Origin of the sequence: Micropruina glycogenica (genome assembly GCF_900289045.1) — a bacterium.
Classification (GTDB): domain Bacteria; phylum Actinomycetota; class Actinomycetes; order Propionibacteriales; family Propionibacteriaceae; genus Micropruina; species Micropruina glycogenica.
On record NZ_LT985188.1, the window covers coordinates 3632454 to 3652841 of the forward strand.

The following is a 20388-nucleotide window of genomic DNA, read 5'->3' on the forward strand; positions in this document are numbered from 1 at the left end:
GCAGGCTGACGCTATGCCGCCGCCGTGGTGAGAGCGACGGCACGTGCCCGCATCAGCCAGTTCGCCAACGCGAACGCGACGTGGAGACGATGGAGATTCTTCGCCAGGCCGCGGTAGCGGGTCTTGGTGAACCCGAAGTCTCGTTTGACTATCAGGAACGCGTGCTCGACCTTGGCCCGCACCCCGGCCTTGCGGGACTCGATCGCCCGCTCATGAGGATGCATCCTCGCCAACTGGCTCTTGCGGGCTGCAATGTGCCAGGTGACGCCGGCGAGGTGGGGATCGCCGGTGATCTCCTCGCGTTTGTCGACACCCAGGTAACCGGCATCGCCCCACCCGGCAGTGTCATCGGGCCGCATCAGATGGACAGCCTCGGTGATATCGGACACGTTCGCCGCGGTGGCGGTGACCGAGTGCACATATCCGGTGCCGGCATCGGTACCGATGTGGGCCTTCATCCCGAAGTACCACTGATTGCCCTTGCGGGTCTGGTGCATCTCGGGGTCCCTGGCACCGGTGGCGTTCTTGGTCGATGACGGTGCCGCAATGATCGTGGCGTCCACGATCGTCCCGCCCCGCATGATCCAACCCTCACGCTCAAACAGGTCGTTCTGCGCCGCCAGCAGTCTCTGGCCAAGCTGATGCTTCTCCAACAGGTGACGAAAGTGCAGCAGTGTGGTCGCGTCGGGCACCTGCTCCACCGTGAAGTCCACACCCAGGAACCGGCGCATCGCGAACGAGTCGTAGATCGCGTCCTCGACCCCCTCATCGGACAGGTTGAACCAGACCTGAAGCAAATACATGCGCAGCATCATCGCCAGCGGCTTCGCCTTCCGACCCGTCTTACCTGGCCGGTCCAGGTAGTAGTACGGCTCGATCAGATCGATCCACACCTGCCACGGGATCGTGGCCTCCATCTGCTCCAAGAACTGCTCACGTTTGGAAACCCGCCGACGATTGCCGTACTCGACATCGGCGAAAGAAGGCTGCTCGCTGTCCATACCCCAACAATTTCGCGTCCCAACAGCCGAGGCCAGCCACCGAACCGCACACCACAAAGATCAGCGCATCCCTAGGGGTCGTAGGGCGGCTGAACCTATGCCCCGCCCCGATGCTGGGCGGCGGGCGGGACCGGGACAAGCCGGCCAACCGATCAGGGCCGGCGCTCGGTCCAGGCCAGCGGATCGGGATCGAAGGACGCGACGCGCTCCTCGCGCTCGCCGATCAGCCTTCCGGCCCGCAGCCGCCCCAACACTTCACGGCGCACCGCCCGGATCCGGTTCGGTGAGTTGCGCAGGGCGTCCGGGCCGGCGTCGGCCCACCACCGGTCGAGGGCGTCGAAGACCTCGTCGGCGTCCCGTTGATCGAGCAGATCACCGGTGACCCTGCCCATGCCGGTCTGGCGTCCGGACCGATCGGCCCGGTGGGCCACCTCGCCCAGGATCAGGGCCGCCACACCGGCGCCCGCGAGCAGGGTGAGGCCCGCGATGGCCGGCAGCACGTCCAGGGTGCCGACCTCGCCCCAGCGGAGGCCGAACACCGCGGCGGCGGACAGCAACCACAGCCCCCCGAACCCGAAGTGGATCACCGCCGGGATGCGCGACCCCCACAACGAGCCGTTGGCGCGCCGCGGCTCGAGCCACCCCAACACCATCACCGACCCGACGGCGAGCAGCCCGGCCGCCAGCAGCGCGTCCTTCACGGCGAGACCGCTGGTGCGCGGGGTGGTGAGCAGGGCCACCGCCACGACCCCGGCGACCAGGGCGACGCCCAGCGCCACCCGATGCAGCCCGGTCGAGGTGGGCACCCGCGGGGCGGTGGGGTCGCGGCGGGCGTTCGCCGCGCCGACCGCGGCGGCGCGGGCACGCTCGTGCGCGGCGCGCATGCGGGCATCTGCCGCCATCACCGCGACCCGCCACGAGTCCTCGATGGCGGCGTGCGCGTCGCGGTAGTCGGCATCGAAGAGGATGAGGTCGATGCGACCCAGAGTGCGCTCGTCCATCCCCGTCACCGACGGATGCTGTGCCCCGGCCATGGCGCCCTCCTTCGCGCTCGCACGCAGTGCACCAAGCGTAGGCCCGCCCCCACCAGGCGGCCGACCTCGCTAGACTCGCCCTTCCCAGCACCCGAGGGTCGGTCACCCCGTCGCCCGAGTCGCGAGGAGCCGCGTCGTGCGCATCTTCCTGTCCTACCGTCGCTCGGATTCCCGGACGATCACCGGACGCCTGTGGCAGCAGTTGTGCGCCGAGTTCGGCCGCGACAACGTCTTCTTCGACCGCGATTCGCTGCCGCCCGGCATCGACTTCCCCTCCCAGATCGCCTCGGCGATCGAGCAGAGCGCGGCGGTGCTGGTGATGATCGGCCCGACCTGGGTGAGCGCGGCGGCCGACGGCGTGCAGTCTGATGGAACGCAACCCCGGGCCGTGGCGTCTGGACGCGGACGGCGAGGAGCTGGCTTGGGAGGCCGTCGCAGAATGAGCGGCGGCCCCCCACCGGGAACCGGGCCTAGCTACCGGCGCCGGCGGCGCGCCGCAGATGCACCCGGTAGGCGACGGCCAGGGCGGCGAACCAGATCGGGGTCACCGCCAGGGCCATCCCGGTGTCGGGCTCCATGGCGAGAATGCCGATCATCACCGCGAAGAAGCCGAACACCACCCAGCACATGACAACGCCGGCCGGCATCTTGTACACCGAGGCGGCATGCGCCTGCGGCTGCCGGCGGCGGTACACCAGGTAGGACGCGACGATCAGGCCCCAGACGAAGATGAACAGCACCGACGCCACCGTCGTGGCCAGGGTGAACGCGGACACGATCGAGTCGGTGGTGTAGAGCAGCACCAGGCCGGGCAGCAGGCAGCAGCAGGAGAACACCAGGCCGTTGGCCGGCACCTTGAAGCGGGACAGGCGTCCGAAAGGCTTGGGCGCCTTGCGGTCGAGCGCGAGCCCGTACAGCATCCGCGAGGTGGAGTAGATCCCCGAGTTGGCCGACGAGGCCGCCGAGGTGAGCACCACGAAGTTGATCGCCGACGCCGCCAGTCCGAAGCCGGCCAGGCCGAACATCGACACGAACGGGCTGACGGCGGGGTTGATCAACTGCCACGGAGTCACCGCCATGATCGCGGCGAGCGCGCAGATGTAGAACAGCCCGACCCGGATCGGAATGGCGTTGATAGCGCGCGGCAGGGTGTGGGTGGGGTCCTTGGTCTCGGCGGCCGCGGTGCCGACGAGCTCGATGCCGAGGAAGGCGAAGAACGCGATCTGGAAGCCGGCCAGGAAGCCGCCGGCGCCGGTCGGGAAGAAGCCACCGTCGTTCCACAGGTTTGCGAGGGAGGCCTGATGGCCCTCGGGCGAGATAAAGCCGGTGGCGACCATGACGACGGCGACGCCGATCAGGGCGACGATGGCGACGATCTTGATCAGCGCGAACCAGAACTCGATCTCGCCGAACAGCTTCACCGTGACCAGGTTCAGCACCAGCAGCAGCACCACCAGGCTGGTGGCCGCCACCCACTTGGGCAGGTCGGGGAACCAGTACGACACGTACGCGGTGACGGCGGTCAGGTCGGCGACGCCGATCACGATCCAGCAGAACCAGTACGTCCAGCCGGCGAAGAAGCCGGCCCAGGGGCCCAGCACGTCCTCGGCGATGTCGCGGAACGACTTGTACTGCAGGTTCGACAGCAGCAGCTCGCCCATCGCACGCATGACGAAGAACAGGAAGCCGCCGATGATGGCGTAGACGAGCAGGATCGACGGGCCGGCCAGCGAGATGGTCTTGCCCGAGCCCATGAACAGGCCGGTGCCGATGGCGCCGCCGATGGCGATCATCTGTAGGTGACGGTTGCCCAGGGCGCGGTCGAGGTGGTCGTGCCCCTCGGGTGCTGGGTCGGTCGGGGGGCGGCCGTTGGTGGGGTGGGTGGTGCGGGTCTTGGGGGTCATGAAAACTCCTTCGTCTTCATTCCTCGGGCAGGCGGACGTGCGCCCGCCGGTTCGGGTCCCCGGCCCCCGCCGCGGGGGCGGCGGGCCGGAGAACCGTTGGGGGTAGCGGACGCCTGGGCGGCGTCCGGGTGGAGGGTGCGGCCTCAGGCGACGAGCACGTGCTGGATCGGGGTGAACGAGTGACCCCAGGCCTCGGCGACCGGCTGGCTGGTGAGCGTGCCCTCGATGGTGGACAGGCCCCTGGCCAGGGTGCGGTCGGCACGCAGGGCGTCGAGCCAGCCGGCGTCCGCGATCCGGGTGACGTAGGGCAGCGTGGCGTTGGTCAGCGCGTAGGTGGAGGTGACCGGAACCGCACCGGGCATGTTGGCCACCGCGTAGAACACTGCGTCGTGCACCCGGTAGGTGGGTTCGGCGTGGGTGGTGGCGTGGGTGTCCGCGAAGCAGCCGCCCTGGTCGACGGCGATGTCGACGAAGACCGAGCCCGGCTTGGCCTTGGCCACCATGTCGTTGGTTACCAGCTTGGGGGCGCGGGCGCCCGGAACCAGCACCGAACCGATCACCAGGTCGGCCTCGCCGATGGCCCGTTCGATGGCGTAGGCCGTCGACATCTGGGTCTTCACCTGGCCGGTGAACTCCGAGTCGAGCTGCACCAACCGGTCGGTGCTGATGTCGATGATGGTGACGTCGGCGCGCAGTCCGTGGGCGATCTGGGCCGCATTCAGGCCGGCGACGCCGCCGCCGATCACCACGACCTTGCCCGGGGTGACACCGGGAACGCCGGGTAGCAGGACGCCGTCGCCGCCGGCGTGCTTCATCAGGGCGTGGGTGCCGGCCAGCACCGAGAGCCGTCCGGCCACCTCGCTCATCGGCCGCAGCAGCGGCAGCGCGCCGGTGTCGGTCTGCACGGTCTCGTAGGCGATCGCGGTGGTCCCGGAGTGCAGCAACGCCTCGGTCTGGGGCTGGTCGGCGGCCAGGTGCAGGTAGGTGAACAGCACCTGGCCGGCCCGCAGGTAGCCGTACTCGGCGGCGATCGGCTCCTTGACCTTCAGCAGCAGGTCGGCGCCCGCCCAGACGTCGGCCGCGTCGTCGACCAGCGTGGCGCCGGCGTGGCGGTAGTCGTCGTCGCTGATGGCCGAACCGATGCCGGCCCCGGCCTGCACCAGCACCTGGTGGCCGCGCTGGGTCAGGTGGTGCGCGCCGGCGGGGGTGATGGCGACGCGGTTCTCTTGGCTCTTGATCTCGGTGGGAACGCCGATCTTCATGTTCATGCGCCTCTCTGCGTAGAAAACTGGGGGACAGCCGGTTGTTGCCGAGGATTCTTTACCGTGCCCGCGGCGAATTCATCAGCGGCGGCCACGATCGGCAGAAGCTTCGGATAACCTGCGACAGTGACCGGGGAGAACGCCCGTGCAAAGCAGGTGCGGCCGAAGAATCCTCGGGCGTTGGACGACATCGACCGGCGCCTGGTGCGGATGCTGGTCGCCAACGGGCGCATGTCGAACAGCCGGCTCGCCCTCGGCGCGAACATCGCCGAATCGACCGCCCACACCCGGGTGTCGGCACTGGTCGATTCGGGGGTGATCCGTGGCTTCCACGCCGACGTGAACCTGGTGGCGCTCGGTGCGCCGGTGCAGTCGCTGATCCTGGTCAAGCTCAAGGACAGCGCCCGCCCGCGGCTGCGCGACGAGGCGCACCGGCTGGCCGGCGTCCGGGGGGTGCTGCGGGTGCTGTTCCTGACCGGGCAGTACGACCTGGCGGTGACGGTGGCGGCGTCCGACCCCAGCGAGTTGCGCGACTTCGTGGTCAACGAGCTGAGCCGGCACCCCGAGATCGCCGGCACCGAGACCTGCGTGATCCTCGAGGACGTCCGCGGCGACTGGGTGCCGTTCGGCTGACCGCCGGCTCGACCGTCAGCCCTTCTTGGCGCGGTTGCGCTCCTTGGCCCGCTCGTGGGCGGGCAGGGTCACCTTGCGCAGCCGGACGTGCGCCGGCGTCACCTCGAGGCATTCGTCGGAGCGGCAGAACTCCAGGGCCTGCTCCAGGGAATGCACCCGCGGCGGGATCAGCCGCTCCAGCTCCTCACCGGTGGAGGAGCGCACGTTGGTGAGCTTCTTCTCCTTGGTCGGGTTGACGTCCATGTCCTCGTTGCGCGGGTTCTCGCCCACGATCATGCCCTCGTACACCTCGTCGCTGGGCGCCACGAACAGCACCCCGCGCTCCTGCAGGTTGAACAGGGCGTAGGAGGTGACCGCGCCGGTCCGGTCGGCGACCAGCGAGCCGGTCGAGCGGGCGGTGATCTCGCCCGCCCACGGCTCGTAGCACTCGAAGACGTGGTGCATGATGCCGGTGCCGCGGGTCTGGGTGAGGAACTCGGTGCGGAAGCCGATCAGCCCGCGGGCGGGCAGCACGAATTCCATCCGCACCCAGCCGGTGCCGTGGTTGATCATCTGCTCCATCCGCGAGCGCCGGGTGCCCAGCAACTGGGTGACGGTGCCGACGTGGTCCTCGGGAATGTCGACGGTGAGCCGCTCGAACGGCTCGTGCAGCTTGCCGTCGATTTCGCGGGTCAGCACCTGCGGCTTGCCGACGGTCAGCTCGAAACCCTCGCGGCGCATCATCTCGACCAGCACCGCGAGCTGCAGCTCGCCACGGCCCTGCACCTCCCAGGTGTCGGGGCGTTCCGTGGGCAGCACCCTGATCGACACGTTGCCGATCAGTTCGGCGTCCAGCCTGGCCTTGAGCAGCCGGGCGGTCAGCTTGCTGCCCGACTTGCCGGCCAGCGGCGAGGTGTTGATGCCGATCGTCATCGAGATGGACGGCTCGTCGACGTGGATCAGCGGCAGCGGCAACGGGTCGTCCGGGTCGGACAGCGTCTCGCCGATCATGATGTCGGGGATGCCGGCGATGGCCACGATGTCGCCCGGGCCGGCCTGCTCGGCGGGCAGCCGCTCAAGGGCGTGGGTCATCAGCAGCTCCGACAGCTTGACGTTCTGTACCGAGCCGTCCGCCTTGCACCAGGCCACGTTCTGACCGCGCTTGAGGGTGCCGTTGATCACCCGGCACAGCGCCAACCGGCCGAGATAGGGCGATGCGTCGAGGTTGGTGACGTGCGCCTGCAGCGGCGCGCCGTCGGTGTATTCGGGGGCCGGAATGGCGCTCATGATCACGCCGAACAACGGTTCGAGGTTGTCGGAATCGGGCATGCCGCCGTCGTCGGGCTGGGTGAGCGAGGCGCGTCCGGCCTTGGCGGCGCAGTAGACCACCGGAAAGTCGAGCTTGTGCGCCTCGTCGTCTTCGAGCAGGTCGAGGAACAGCTCATAGATCTCGTCGGTCACCTCGCTGATGCGGGCGTCGGCGCGGTCGACCTTGTTGATCACCACCACGATCGGCAGGTGCTTGGCCAGGGCCTTGCGCAACACGAACCGGGTCTGGGGCAGCGGGCCCTCGGAGGCGTCCACGAGCAGCAGGACGCCGTCGACCATCTCGAGGCCGCGCTCCACCTCGCCGCCGAAGTCGGCGTGGCCGGGGGTGTCGATGATGTTGATGGTGACCGATGTGCCGTCGGCCAGCGCGTGGTCGACCGCGGTGTTCTTGGCCAGGATCGTGATGCCCTTCTCACGCTCCAGGTCCATCGAGTCCATCACCCGCTTCTCGACGTCCTGGTTGGCGCGAAAGGCGCCCGACTGCCACAGCATGGCGTCGACCAGGGTGGTTTTGCCGTGGTCGACGTGGGCGATGATCGCTACGTTGCGCAGGTCGGCGCGGACGGACATGCAGGGCTCCTCGGTTCGGACAACCTGACGATCCTACGGGGTTGCCGCAGCCACGGCTGACCACGCAAGGTTGACGAAAGGTGCGCGCCAGTGCGAGCGGACACGGCGTGTCGGGCCGGTGGGGGTGCACGGGAGCGCACCTTTCGTCACGTCAGCCGGTTGGCGGCGGTCGCCGATACGTCCACGAGGTGAGCGCCGTGGTGAGCATCGCGATCAGCACGCCCAGAAAGATGTGCCAGTCGGCGATCTCGAGTTTGCCCAGGGTGAACTGCACCACGACCGCCGCAGCGGTGGCCCAGGCGAGCCAGAGCAACACCCGGCCCGCGGTGCGGCGCAGCACCGTGAAGCAGATCGCGCAGCCGATGGCCAAGGTGAGGGTCAGGCCCGCCCCGATGGCGTGAAAGAAGAAGTAGCTCTTGTCGCGCCGCCCGATCGCGGCGGCGGCGAACCCGGCCTGCCCGATCACCGCGCTGATCACCAGGGTGGCTGCCGATCGCAGCCAGATCAGGTGCGGGTGGGGCAGTTCGACGCGTGCGGTCATGCCTCAGTGTGCCCGAACAGCCCCGATCGGTGGTCGTCATCCCTGCGCACACGGGGATCTCGTCGTCGAACCATGCGTCATCCCGGCGGACGCCGGGATCACGTTGTGGCACGAAAACGGTCGTCTCAATCCGGCGGAAAGTGGCGCACGGAGAACCCCTTCAACAGCGGTTCGGCCGAAGCCCCACCGCGCATGAGGCTGGCCTGCAGCCCGTCCAGGCGGCCCAACAGCCAATTCGTGTCGAGGTCGGCGTAGCGGTCGTGGGCAGGGTTCACCTCGGTGCGCCGGTCGAACAGTTCGTCCGCCTCGTCGAGCACCAGCGTCCAGCCCTTGCGCTCGGCCTCGTCGAACAGTTCGGCGAGAGCCTTCTCCGTCTCACCCGCGTACGTGCTGTGTACCCGGGCGAGATCAACCACGACGGCGATCGGTCGGTCACGCCGCCGACCACTCCGCTGGAGCCTTTCGACCATGCCCGTGAGCGTACGGCACTCGAAACCATCGCCCGGCCGTGCGGCCGAACGACCGTCGATCGACGACCATTGGCGATCGAGGTGAATCGACGTGCCCCGTCGAACTTCTTCCGGTAGCTGGCTCCCACCCGGACCCAGCGTTGCGCTCATGACCCGCGCCGCCAACCACGTCGGAAAGGGCATCACCATGCGGACGACGCTCAAGAGCCTGCGGCTCGCCATCGCCACGAGCATGCTGGCGATCCTCGCGCTCATCGCGCCCACCCAGCCCGCTCAGGCAACGCAGCAGTGCATCGGCACCACGACCAACGGCCACGGCGGCTCGAGCTTTGACGGCGACTGTGTGTTCATGAACGTCTGCACGGCCTACGACGGCCGCATCGTCGTTCAGTACTGGGGCAATCGCAACTTCGACTTCTACCAACTGCGGTGGTCGCGCCCCGGCCGGGCCGAGACTCAGAGCCTCGTGCGAGGCAGCGGCAGGGCCGGAAGCCGGTGGGCACTGAGCAACGCGTGGGAGAACACCCCTACACGTTGAAGGTGCAGGCTGCTACAGCCGGTTGCTGGGGTCGTCCGACTGCACCTGGTGGCAGTCGGTGACCTACGTCAAGTGGGCACCGGCCCGACGAGGGTAGTCACGATCAAGCATCCAGACCGTCGGGATCGATGAGGTGCGACCTCTCGGTTCCGATGGTCTGGCCACCGATCGGCATCGTCGTCGGCCTGTCGGTTTGCCATCGTCCGACCCCCGGTCGCTAACCTCGCTGACCTATGCGTCCTTCCCCCGCCCGCTCCGGCCTGCCCACCCTCGTGCGGCCAGGGCGTCGATGAGCCACTCAGCGATCGAGCGGCTGTCGCCGTCGTACCCGGGGCGTGCGCCGTGGGGCACTTCGGCCAAGCTGCGCGCCTGGCAAGAAGAAGCCCTGCAGAATTACTTGGACGCTGCGCCCACCGACTTTCTGGCCGTCGCAACACCCGGCGCCGGCAAGACCACGTTCGCGCTGCGGGTGGCGGCCGAACTGCTGCACGAGCGCACGGTGAAGAAGCTGATCGTGGTGGCCCCCACCGAGCACCTCAAGGTGCAGTGGGCCGACGCCGCCGCGAAGGCGGGCATTCAACTCGACCCCGGTCTCAGCGCCCGCAAGGGTAGGTCGAAGCAGTTCGACGGGGTGGCCGTCACCTATGCCGGAGTGGCCGCCGCGATGCTCAGCTACGAGGCGATGGTGGCCCGCGAACCCACCCTGGTGATTCTCGACGAGGTGCACCATGCGGGCGACGCGCTCAGTTGGGGCGACGCCGCGCGTGAAGCGTTTCGCCTTGCCAAACGGCGCTTGGCGCTCACCGGTACGCCGTTTCGCAGCGATGCGAACCCGATACCCTTCGTCACCTACGACGAGTTGCCCGGCGGTGGCCGCATCAGCCGGGCCGACTACACCTACGGCTACGCCGACGCGTTGCGCGACCACGTGGTGCGGCCGGTGGTGTTCATGAACTACGGCGGCCCGATGCGCTGGCGCACCAAGTCGGGCGACACCATCGGGGTCAACCTGGGCGAGGCGTCCACCAAGGACATCACCGCACAGGCCTGGCGCACCGCGCTCGACCCGAAGGGCGAGTGGGTTTCGGCGGTGCTCGCCGCGGCCGATCGTCGGCTCACCGAGGTGCGGCGCCACCTGCCCGACGCCGGAGCCCTGGTGATCGCGTCGAACCAGACCCATGCCCGCGCCTACGCCAAGGTGCTCACTGCGCTGACCGGCGAGCCACCCACCCTGGTGCTGAGCGACGACCCCGGCTCAAGCAAACGCATCGAGACCTTCGCCCAAGGCGACAGCCGCTGGATGGTCGCGGTACGCATGGTGTCCGAAGGTGTGGACGTGCCTCGGCTGGCGGTCGGCGTCTACGCCACCGCGACGTCCACTCCGTTGTTCTTCGCCCAGGCCGTCGGACGCTTCGTGCGCGCCAGACGGCGCGGCGAGGTGGCGACGGTGTTTCTGCCGACGGTGCCGATCGTGCTGGCCCACGCGTCCGCACTGGAACGCCAGCGCGACCACGTGCTGGGCCCGACCGGTGCCACCGAGGTGTGGGACGAGAGCGCGACGCTGCTGGCCGAGGCGAACCGCACCGAGAACGCGTCCGACGACTTGGAGGGCACGTTCGAGGCGCTGACGTCCGAAGCCACGTTCGACCACGTGCTGTTCGAGTCGCAGCAGTTCGGCATGCACGCCGTGCCCACCTCTGACGACGAGGCCGACTACCTGGGCCTGCCCGGTCTGCTCGAAACCGACCAGATCACCCACCTGCTGCGCGAACGCCAGCGCCGCCAAGTGGGCCGGCACGACCGGGCCGAGAAGCGCGAGAAGGTGCCGCCTGAGCAGTCATTGGCCCGCGCGCTCGAAAGCCTGCGCAAGCAGCTCAACTCGCTGGTCGCCCAATACGCGCGTAGCCGTGGCGTACCGCACAGCCACGTGCACGCCGACCTGCGCCGCCAATGCGGCGGCACGCCCCTGGCCCGGGCCACCAGCGAACAGGTGGAGCAGCGCATCGCCCTGATTCGCACGTGGGTCTGACTGCCGTCGTCCTCACCTGTCATCGTGACGAACGTCAGGATCTTCGCGCGCACTGCGACAGGACTCGCGCAAACAACGCCGTTCCAAGACCCGCCGAAGAAAGTGGGCGCACACCTGCCACGCCGGCCCCCCTTCGCGCGTCGGTAACCTAAGACCTACCTGATCGGAGTGTCATGCGTCGCACACCTCGACGAGCCTCCCGCGTGAACCGCCGGAGCCTGCCGGCTCTGCTCACAGCACTCGCCGCGTTGACCGGTTGGCTGATGGGGCCGAGCACTCCTGCCCGTGCCGTCGACTGCGAGTACCCCGCCTTCGGCGACATCAACGCCGACGGACAACCCGAACTTGCGGTGGGCGTACCCACGGCAGCTGACGGCAAGGGCGCGGTCGACATCTACTACGACCGCACTCTGCCGCCCACCCGGTACACCGCCGCGTCCCTCGGCTTCACGCCCAGCGCGATCGGCGAGGGGTTCGGCAGTTCCGTGCTGATTCGCGACCTGGACGGCGACGGCTGCAGCGAACTGATCGTCGGCGCGCCGCACGCCGACACGGGTGCCGGACGGGTGTACGTCGCCAGGGGCACTCCCAGCGGACTCGCCACCACACCCACGTGGCCGGTGTTGCGTTCGCCGGCGACGTCCGCCGCGTTCGGGGCCGCCCTGACCTCGACCTATACCGCCGATCGGCGGTTCGTGCTGCTCATCGGCGCACCGAGCTACGACGAACCTGCCGCCGAATCGGGCGCGATCTACCTGGTGACAACCGATGACGCCACGGGTGCGCTCAGTACCCCGATCGCCATCACCCAAGACACCCCGGGCATACCGGGCGCGTCGGAACAGGGCGATCGGTTCGGCTCGGTCTTGAACGGCAACATCGTCGGTGTTCCCGACGAAGACATCGGTACAGCCGTCGACGCCGGTTCGATCGTGCGTTTGCTCATCAAGTCGGTGAGCCCCACGCTCAGCATCAGCGGTCAGGCCTGGAACCAGAACAGCTCCGGAGTATCGGGCACCGCCGAGACCGACGACCGGTTCGGAGCGGCGCTGTCGGGCGGCTACTACCTGCTGGTCGGGGTGCCGGGTGAGAATGTCGGCTCGCTCGTCGACGCCGGCATGGTGCACCTGTTCCAGCAGCCCGACATGAACGGCGCAGCCGGCTTTCGCCAACTCAAGTCGTACACGCAGGACTCCGCCGGCGTGCCGGGCAAGTCCGAGGCCCACGACGGGTTCGGTACCGCCGTTGCGATCGGCTACCTGGAGTCGGGCGAGAGCGGTTGGAACCTGTGGATCGGCTCACCGGGCGAAACCATCAACGGCGTGCTGCACGCGGGGTCGGTGACCCGGCTCGCTTTCGGTGGGTCGCGGCTGCCCACCACCAGCCTCTATGCCGGCCACGGCCTGCCCGGAACCCTCCAGCGGCAGACCATCATCGGCAGAACCCTCGGCGTGGTCGGCGACGACTACATCATGGAGGAGGACGGCTCCACGAGCCTGCTGATCGGGGCACCGTTCACTGATCGCGACGGCAAGGTGACCGCAGGCATCGTCATCTTCTCGCGCTACTCGTTCGGTTCGGGTCCGCGCAGCGTGGTGCTGGCCAGCACGGCCGTGGAGCAGGAACTCTACGGATCGGTGTTCGGCGGCTGAGCGACCGTCTGGTTGAGCGTGTCGAAACCCCGGCGGACCGAGGTCTCGACGAGATCGACCAGCGATTGTGGTTGACCGTGTTGAAACCCGTGGGGGTCTGCTGGTTGAGCGTGTCGAAACCCCTACCGACCCCGGTCTCGACGAGCTCGACCGGCGCGAGGCTGACCCATTCACCCGCCGGCGATCAGCCCAACCCCGACGAACGCCAGCACGACGCCGGCGATCTGCACCGGCTTCATGCGTTCATGCAGAATCACCGCCGCCAAGCCCACCGTCACCACCGGGTAGAGCGCCGACAACACTGCGGTGATCGACAACAACCCCATGGTGGTGGCGAACCCGAGCAGGGCGTTCGCCGTAACGTCACCCAGCCCCAGCAGCGCGAGCTTGGGCAGGTCGCCCGGTCGCACGCCCCCGACGCTGCGCAGCACAATCGCGGCGACGCCGAACGCCGCCACGCTGGCGCTGCGCATGCCCACCATGGTGAACATCGGCGAGCTGGCCGAGCCGCGCGCGATGGCCAACATGGTGATACCGAAGCCCACCGCGGCAGCCAGCGCGTACCAGATCGCCTGCTGTTTCACGTGCTGCTCGCCGCGCAACTCGGGCCCGCTGGCCAGCACGGCACCCGTGATCGCCGCAACGATGCCGGCCACCTGCAGGGTTCGCGGCTGTTCACCCGCGGCAAACCCGGCGATCACCGGAATCGACACCGCCAGCGCGCTGATCGGCGACACCACGCCGACGGTGCCGAAGGCGAGCGCCCGATAGAAGCAGACCAGCGCCCCCGAGCCGGCCAGTCCGGCGACGATGGCCCAGCCGATCCAACCCGACGAGGTGGGGGCCGGCATGAAGGGCAGCAGCACCAGCAACGCCACCAGCGAACATGCCTGAGACACCCCGACCACGGCCGCGGACGGCAGCCGGCGGCTCAACATGCCGCCGGAGAAGTCGGCGACACCCCAGGTGAGCGCCGAACCGAGGGCGAGCAGCGGGCCGATCACGGGTGCCGGCCCTTCAGCTGGGCGCCGCCAGGTGCTGCCGGCGGGCGATCACCCTCACGAATGGTCGTCGGACGGCCGCGGACCGTGCCCCTCAGCCATCGCTTGCTCGATGTCGTGCGGCAACGCCTTCCCGGTGGACAGGCGGGCATTGCGGTAACCGTAGGCGAAGTAGACCACGATGCCGATGGCCAGCCAGATCAGGAACCGCAACCAGGTCTCGATGGACAGGTTGAGGGTCAGGTAGAAGCAGATCACAGCGGACAGGATCGGCAGCACCGGCGACCACGGCACCTTGAAGGCCCGCGGCAGGTCTGGCCGCTGCCGGCGCAGTACCACCACTGCTATCGACACCAGGATGAACGCGGTCAGGGTGCCGATGTTCACCATCTCTTCCAGCACGCCGATCGGGGTCAACCCGGCGGTGACGGCGCAGACCACGGTGACGATGATGGTGATCTTCCACGGGGTGCGGAACTTGGGGTGCACGCTGGCGATCCCGATCGGCAGCAGGTTGTCGCGCGACATGGCGAAGATGATGCGGGTGGCGCCGATCATCAGGGTGAGCACCACCGTGGTCAGGCCGGCCACCGCCCCGGCCGAGATCAGCGTCGCCATCCAGGTCTGGCCGTGATGAACGAAGGCGCTCGCCAGCGCGGCCTTCGGGTCGATGTCGGCGTAGTTCACCATGCCGGTCACCACCACCGCGACCGCGCAATACAGGATCGTGCAAATGGTCAGCGAGGCGATGATCCCGATCGGCAGGTCCTTCTGCGGGTTGTGCGCCTCCTCGGCCGTGGTGGCCACCACGTCGAAGCCGATGTAGGCGAAGAACACCAGCGCCGCGCCGGCAAACACGCCGCTCCAGCCGAAGGCGGTGGGGGCCGCTCCGGTCAGCCACTGCAGCAGCGGTTGGGTCCAAGAGAAACCGGTCGCCGAAGCCTCCGCCGCGGCGGCCGGGGGGATGAAGGGGGTGTAGTTGGCCGGGTTGATGAACATGATGCCGGCCACGATCACGAACAGCACGATGAAGAGCTTCACACCGACCAGCACCAGATTGACCCGCATCGATTCCTTGATGCCGATGGTGATCAGCGCGCCCAACGCGACAATCAGCAGCACGGCGGGCAGGTCGATCACGCCGCCGTAGCCGATGGCGGCCGGAATCGGCATGCCGAGCTTCTCCATCAGCACCCCGAGGTAGGCGCTCCAGCCTTGGGCGACCACCGAGGCGCCGAGGAACATCTCCAGGATCAGGTCCCAGCCGATGATCCAGGCCAGCAGCTCGCCCAGCGAGGCGTAGCTGAAGGTGTAGGCCGAACCCGACACCGGAACGGTCGAGGCGAACTCGGCGTAGCACATGGCCGCCAGGGCGCAGCAGACGGCGGCGACGATGAAGCTGAGCACGATCGCCGGCCCGGTCATCTGGTGAGCGACCCGTCCGGTCAGGGTGAAGATACCCGCGCCGATCACGACGCCGACGCCGAAAACGGTCAGATCAAGAGCGGTCAGTGACTTCTTGAGTTGGTACTCCGGTTCGTCGGTGTCGGCGATCGATTGCTCGATCGACTTGGTTCGCATGATGCTCATGGAGGCCTCCGGGGGGAAATGTTCAGTTGTGTGAATAGTCACAGGCTCATCAGTGAGTCGTCACAAGTTAGTACGGGTACCGCGCAGCCCCTACCCGAAGCGTCCAACACGTGGGCTTTGAGCCGTACGCGCCCGGCATTCGTCCGTGAGCCAGATTGGGGACGGTTCTACTTCTGGCTCAGGGGACGGTTCTACTTCTGGCTCAGGATGCGGCGGCCGCACGTGATCTTGATGGGGCCCGCCGGACGTGTCACCCGGTTGCCCTGGGCATGAGTTGGTTCCTATCTGACGCCAACCGAGCGCCCGAACACCTGACCCGAGTGCGCTGGCGTGAGTTGGGGACCGTTTCCATCTCGCGCCAAACTGGACGGCCGAACACTTGCCCTGAGTCCACCGCTCGAAGCACCCACCAAGGGGTGGTTCAGGGCGTTGACCGGGGCGTGCCGCTGTCGACCAACACCGCTGACACCTAACCTTGGCCGCGTGACTCAGTGGTTCACCGAAGCATTCCGTTCAGAGTTCGAGAAGCAGGCCGCGCAGCTCGGACGGTTCAACCTCGCCGTCTTCGGCAAGACCGGCGTGGGCAAGTCCACCCTGATCAACGCGATCTTCGGCGAGCCGGTGGCCGCCACCGGCATCGGCGACCCGGTCACGCTCGACACCCACCTGTACCTCGACACCCGTGGCACGCTGGGGCTGATCGACACCCGCGGTCTCGAGATCGGACGCGACGACGGCGAGCTGATCAAAGAGGTCACCAAGTACGTCAAGCAGATGCGTACCAAGCCGGTGGCCGAACAGATTCACGTGGCCTGGTACTGCGTGCGCGGAATGGACCGCCGGTTCGAAGAGGTCGAAGGCACCTTCATTCGCACCCTGCACGACCTGGGCATACCGGTTCTGATGGTGTTCACCCAGGTGCCGATGCGCGAGGGCCAGTACCACCCTGACGCGGTCGAGTTGGCCCGGCTGATCGAGGCCAAGCAGTTGCCCATCGTCGGCGGCCGTCCGTTCATGACCTACGCGATGAGGGACCAGTTCACCGGTCAGCCGCCCTACGGCTTGATGGACGTGTTACAGGCCACCTTTCACGTTGTTCCTGAAGCGGTCCAAGGAGCCCTCACCGCAGCCCAGACGATCGATCTGGCGGCGAAACAAGCCGCAGCCCAACGACACATCAACGCGACGGTAGCGGCCGCCGCCGGTGCTGCCGCGGTGCCGATTCCGTTCTCGTCGGCCGCGCTGCTGGTGCCCATGCAGTTGGCCATGATGGGCCGCATCGCGCACCTGTACAAAGTGCCGTTCGACCGGGCTGCGCTGCTGGCCGCGGCGTCCACCGGCATCGCCACCTCGCTCGGACGCACCGCGGCCGCGAACCTGCTCAAGTTCATTCCAGGTGCCGGCAGCATCGCCGGGGGCGTGATCAACGCGTCCGTCGCGTCGGGCTTCACGCTGGCGATGGGTCAGTCGTGGCTCACCGTCTGCCAGCGGGCCGCCGCCGGCAAGCTGCCCACCACCGTCGAGGGCGTGATCGACTCGGCCGCGGTGAAGCACCTGTTCGAAGAGGAGTTCCGCAAGCGCATGCCGACGATCCGCAAGAAGGACGAGCAGTAACACCCACCGTCATCTCGGCGCACCCCGTCATCCCGGCGCACGCCGGGATCCGCGTGACGCAGGCTCGCCGACCCATGGAACCGTCATCCCGGCGCACGCCGGGATCTGCGTAACGCAGGCTCGCCGACCCATGGAACCGTCATCCCTACGCAGCCCCCCGTCATCCCGGCGTCGGTCGGGATGACCTGGTGGTTGCGTCTGGTCACACTCACGACCCGGCACACCCCAGCACCGTTGCGACACTTGCAACTCTGGGCGGACGGCGACCGCAGCCGTACAGTGAATCGTGGCCCTCAGCTTCTTCGACCTGTTCAGCATCGGCATCGGGCCGTCGTCGTCGCACACGGTCGGGCCGATGCGGGCCGCCCGCCAGGTGATGCTCGACCTGCAAGCCGACGGGCGACTCGACGGCGTCCACCGGGTGCGCGTCGACCTCTACGGCTCTTTGGGCTCAACCGGACGGGGCCACCACTCAGACCGGGCCGTGCTGCTGGGCCTGCTGGGCGAGGCGCCCGAGACCGTCGACCCCGCCAGCGTCGAACCCACCGTCGACCGGGTGTTCACCCAGCATCGAATCGCCCTGGTCGGCGCGCACGAGATTGCCTTCGACCCCACCCGTGACCTGATTCTGCATCGGCGGCGGTCTCTGCCCGAACACCCCAACGGCATGCGGTTTCGTTGCCTCGGCACCAGCGGTGACACCGTTGCCGAGCGAGTGCTGTTCTCGGTGGGCGGCGGCTTCGTGGTGGACGCCGCCGACGTCGGCGCCGAGCCCGCAACGCGGGCCGCGCCCGAGCCGTACCCGTACGCGAGCGCGGCCGAACTGCTGGACTGGTGCCGCGAAACCGGCCTGAGCATGGCCGAGGTGGTGCTGGCCAACGAGACCGTCCGGCGCAGCGAGGCCGACGTACGCACCGGTGTGCTGGCGGTGTGGCGCGTCATGGAAGAGTGCGTCGCCCACGGCTTCGGCACCGGCGGCGTGCTGCCCGGCGGGCTGCACGTGCTGCGTCGCGCTCCGGTGCTGCACCAGCAGCTGTTGGACGGCCCCGGCGACCAGCTCACGCCCATGGACTGGATCACCGCCTACGCCTTGGCCGTCAACGAAGAGAACGCGGCCGGCGGCCGCGTGGTCACAGCCCCCACCAACGGCGCCGCCGGCGTGATTCCCGCCGTGCTCCACTACTACCGCCACCACATGCCCGGCGCCACGGACGACGGTGTGGTCACCTTTCTGCTCACCGCCACCGCCATCGGCGCGATCATCAAGCGCAACGCGTCCATCTCGGGGGCCGAGGTGGGTTGTCAGGGCGAGGTCGGCTCGGCGTGCGCGATGGCTGCCGCCGGCCTGGCCGCGGTGATGGGCGGCAAACCGAGCCAGGTCGAGAACGCCGCCGAGATCGGTATGGAGCACAACCTCGGCCTCACCTGCGACCCGGTCGGCGGGCTGGTGCAGGTGCCGTGCATCGAACGCAACGCGATCGCCGCGGTGAAGGCCGTGGCCGCCGCTCGAACGGCCATGCACTTCGACGGCGTGCACATCGTGCCGCTCGACACCGTGATCAAGACCATGCGCGACACGGGCGCCGACATGCTCACCAAGTACAAAGAAACCTCGCGCGGTGGGCTGGCCGTCAACGTGATCGAATGCTGACCCGTCTCCGTCCGCGAGATCGGTCATACCAATCTGTAGGAATCTGCCGAAGTACGACATGAGGTAGTAGTCCAGGTGACAAGATTGGCTCCATGAGTCAGCGAACCATTGGGGTAACCGAGGTCGCTCTCCGGGACGCCCACCAGTCACTGATGGCCACCCGGATGGCGCTGGAAGACATGGTCGATGCCTGCGCCGACATCGACGCGGCCGGCTACTGGAGCGTGGAGTGCTGGGGTGGCGCCACTTACGACTCCTGCATCCGCTTTCTGAACGAAGACCCGTGGGTTCGCCTGCGCACCTTCCGCGAGCTGCTGCCCAACAGCAAGCTGCAGATGTTGCTGCGCGGCCAGAATCTGCTCGGCTACCGGCACTACGAGGACGACGTCGTGCGCCGGTTCGTCGACGCCTCGGCCGAGAACGGCATGGACGTCTTTCGGGTGTTCGACGCCCTGAACGACCCCCGCAACATGGAGGTCGCGATGAAGGCCGTGACCGCCACCGGCAAGCACGCCCAGGGCACCATCTGCTACACGATCTCGCCCCTGCACACCGTCGAGGGCTACGTGAAGCTCGCGGGCCAGTTGCTCGACATGGGTGCAGAATCGCTGGCGCTCAAAGACATGGCCGCGCTGCTGCAGCCGCAGCCCGCCTACGACATCATTCGCGGCATCAAGAGCACCTACGGCGAAGACACCCAGATCAACGTGCACTGCCACGCCACCACCGGCGTCACCCTGGTCACGTTGATGAAGGCCATCGAGGCCGGTGCCGACGTGGTCGACACCGCGATCAGCTCGATGTCGCTCGGCCCGGGGCACAATCCCACCGAGTCACTGGTCGCCATGCTGGAAGGTACTGAGTACACCACCGATCTCGACATGGATCGGCTGATCAAGATCCGCGACCACTTCGCCAAGATCCGTCCCAAGTATGCGGCGTTCGAGTCGGCCACCTTGGTCGACACCGACATCTTCAGCAGCCAGATCCCCGGCGGCATGCTGAGCAACATGGAGAGCCAGCTCAAGGCCCAGGGCGCCGGCGACAAGATCAAGCAGGTGATGGAAGAGGTGCCCCGGGTGAAGGCCGACGCCGGGCACCCGCCGCTGGTCACGCCGTCCAGCCAGATCGTGGGCACCCAGGCGGTGTTCAACGTGCTGATGGGCAAGTACAAGGTGATGACCGGCGAGTTCGCCGACCTGATGCTCGGCTACTACGGTGAATGCATCGGCGAGCGCAACCCCGAGGTGGTCGAGATCGCCCGCGCCCAAGCCAAGAAGGACCCCATCACGGTGCGGCCGGCCGACCTGCTGCAGCCCGAGTGGAACACCCTGAGCACGGACGCCGCCAAGCTCGACGGCTTCGACGGCACCGACACCGACGTGCTCACCTACGCGATGTTCCCCGGCGTGGCGCCCGGGTTCTTCAGCACCCGCGCCGAGGGGCCCAAGAACGTGGGCAAGACCGAGGCGCAACTCAAGGCCGAGGCTGAGGCGAAGTCCGATTCGGGCAACGCGGTCACCGGGCCGATCAAGTACAAGGTCAGCATGGGCGGGCGCGATCACAGCGTCACCGTCGAGAGGGCGTGAA

The 20388-nt window shown here is 68.1% G+C and carries 16 protein-coding genes and 1 pseudogene; 8 read left to right on the forward strand and 9 right to left on the reverse strand.

The annotated features are described in order from the left end of the window. Positions 1-11: 11 nt before the first annotated feature. Positions 12-1001 (reverse strand): IS5 family transposase, encoded by a 990-nt coding sequence (locus tag MPLG2_RS17110; protein WP_105186128.1) that lies wholly within the window; start codon positions 999-1001, stop codon positions 12-14. 152 nt (positions 1002-1153) lie between these two features. Then, a complete protein-coding gene (locus MPLG2_RS17115) occupies positions 1154-2035 on the reverse strand; it encodes a hypothetical protein (RefSeq protein ID WP_158681303.1) in 882 nt (293 codons plus the stop codon). 136 nt (positions 2036-2171) lie between these two features. Here MPLG2_RS17115 and MPLG2_RS19905 point away from each other — a divergent pair. After that, positions 2172-2366: pseudogene (locus tag MPLG2_RS19905) on the forward strand (toll/interleukin-1 receptor domain-containing protein); the annotation flags it as partial. A gap of 139 nt (positions 2367-2505) precedes the next feature. Here MPLG2_RS19905 and cycA read toward each other — a convergent pair. Both cycA and ald read right to left on the reverse strand, forming a co-directional pair. Beyond that, positions 2506-3939: a D-serine/D-alanine/glycine transporter gene (gene cycA, locus MPLG2_RS17125; protein ID WP_105187192.1), complete on the reverse strand. Its 1434-nt coding sequence runs from the start codon at positions 3937-3939 to the stop codon at positions 2506-2508. Between the two features lie 143 nt (positions 3940-4082). Next, positions 4083-5201, reverse strand: a complete 1119-nt coding sequence (ald, locus tag MPLG2_RS17130; protein WP_105187742.1) for an alanine dehydrogenase — start codon at positions 5199-5201, stop codon at positions 4083-4085. A 126-nt stretch (positions 5202-5327) separates the two neighbouring features. Between ald and MPLG2_RS17135 the strand changes: the two genes are divergently transcribed. After that, on the forward strand, positions 5328-5834 hold the full coding sequence (locus MPLG2_RS17135) for an Lrp/AsnC family transcriptional regulator (RefSeq protein ID WP_158681304.1): 507 nt from the start codon (positions 5328-5330) through the stop codon (positions 5832-5834). Positions 5835-5849: 15 nt separating this feature from the next. Here the strand turns inward: MPLG2_RS17135 and typA are convergent, their stop codons facing one another. The 3 genes from typA to MPLG2_RS18700 form a co-directional block, all read right to left on the reverse strand. Beyond that, positions 5850-7712: a translational GTPase TypA gene (gene typA, locus MPLG2_RS17140; RefSeq protein WP_105187194.1), complete on the reverse strand. Its 1863-nt coding sequence runs from the start codon at positions 7710-7712 to the stop codon at positions 5850-5852. Positions 7713-7863: 151 nt separating this feature from the next. Continuing rightward, a complete protein-coding gene (locus MPLG2_RS17145) occupies positions 7864-8253 on the reverse strand; it encodes a hypothetical protein (protein ID WP_105187195.1) in 390 nt (129 codons plus the stop codon). Between the two features lie 125 nt (positions 8254-8378). Beyond that, positions 8379-8723 carry an AAA family ATPase gene (locus tag MPLG2_RS18700; protein ID WP_158681305.1) on the reverse strand — a complete coding sequence of 115 codons (345 nt, stop codon included), beginning with the start codon at positions 8721-8723 and terminating at the stop codon, positions 8379-8381. A gap of 148 nt (positions 8724-8871) precedes the next feature. Between MPLG2_RS18700 and MPLG2_RS17155 the strand changes: the two genes are divergently transcribed. The 3 genes from MPLG2_RS17155 (at position 8872) to MPLG2_RS17165 (ending at position 12942) form a co-directional block, all read left to right on the forward strand. Then, entirely contained in the window at positions 8872-9261 is a 390-nt protein-coding gene (locus MPLG2_RS17155) for a hypothetical protein (protein ID WP_158681306.1), read from the forward strand. A 289-nt stretch (positions 9262-9550) separates the two neighbouring features. Next, positions 9551-11290 carry a DEAD/DEAH box helicase gene (locus MPLG2_RS17160; RefSeq protein WP_105187198.1) on the forward strand — a complete coding sequence of 580 codons (1740 nt, stop codon included), beginning with the start codon at positions 9551-9553 and terminating at the stop codon, positions 11288-11290. A gap of 203 nt (positions 11291-11493) precedes the next feature. Beyond that, complete coding sequence (locus MPLG2_RS17165; RefSeq protein WP_158681307.1) at positions 11494-12942, forward strand: integrin alpha; 1449 nt, start codon at positions 11494-11496, stop codon at positions 12940-12942. A 170-nt stretch (positions 12943-13112) separates the two neighbouring features. Here the strand turns inward: MPLG2_RS17165 and MPLG2_RS17170 are convergent, their stop codons facing one another. Next, positions 13113-13946, reverse strand: coding sequence for a DMT family transporter (locus MPLG2_RS17170; protein ID WP_105187200.1), 834 nt, complete (start codon positions 13944-13946; stop codon positions 13113-13115). Between the two features lie 54 nt (positions 13947-14000). Beyond that, a complete protein-coding gene (locus tag MPLG2_RS17175; protein WP_105187201.1) occupies positions 14001-15533 on the reverse strand; it encodes an amino acid permease in 1533 nt (510 codons plus the stop codon). A gap of 483 nt (positions 15534-16016) precedes the next feature. Between MPLG2_RS17175 and MPLG2_RS17180 the strand changes: the two genes are divergently transcribed. The 3 genes from MPLG2_RS17180 to MPLG2_RS17190 all read left to right on the forward strand — a co-directional run bounded on the left by MPLG2_RS17180 (position 16017) and on the right by MPLG2_RS17190 (position 20387). Further along, positions 16017-17147 carry a GTPase family protein gene (locus MPLG2_RS17180; protein ID WP_105187202.1) on the forward strand — a complete coding sequence of 377 codons (1131 nt, stop codon included), beginning with the start codon at positions 16017-16019 and terminating at the stop codon, positions 17145-17147. Between the two features lie 286 nt (positions 17148-17433). Continuing rightward, positions 17434-18798 (forward strand): L-serine ammonia-lyase, encoded by a 1365-nt coding sequence (locus MPLG2_RS17185; RefSeq protein WP_105187203.1) that lies wholly within the window; start codon positions 17434-17436, stop codon positions 18796-18798. Positions 18799-18890: 92 nt separating this feature from the next. Beyond that, positions 18891-20387, forward strand: coding sequence for a methylmalonyl-CoA carboxytransferase subunit 5S (locus tag MPLG2_RS17190; RefSeq protein ID WP_105187204.1), 1497 nt, complete (start codon positions 18891-18893; stop codon positions 20385-20387). Position 20388: the final 1 nt, after the last annotated feature.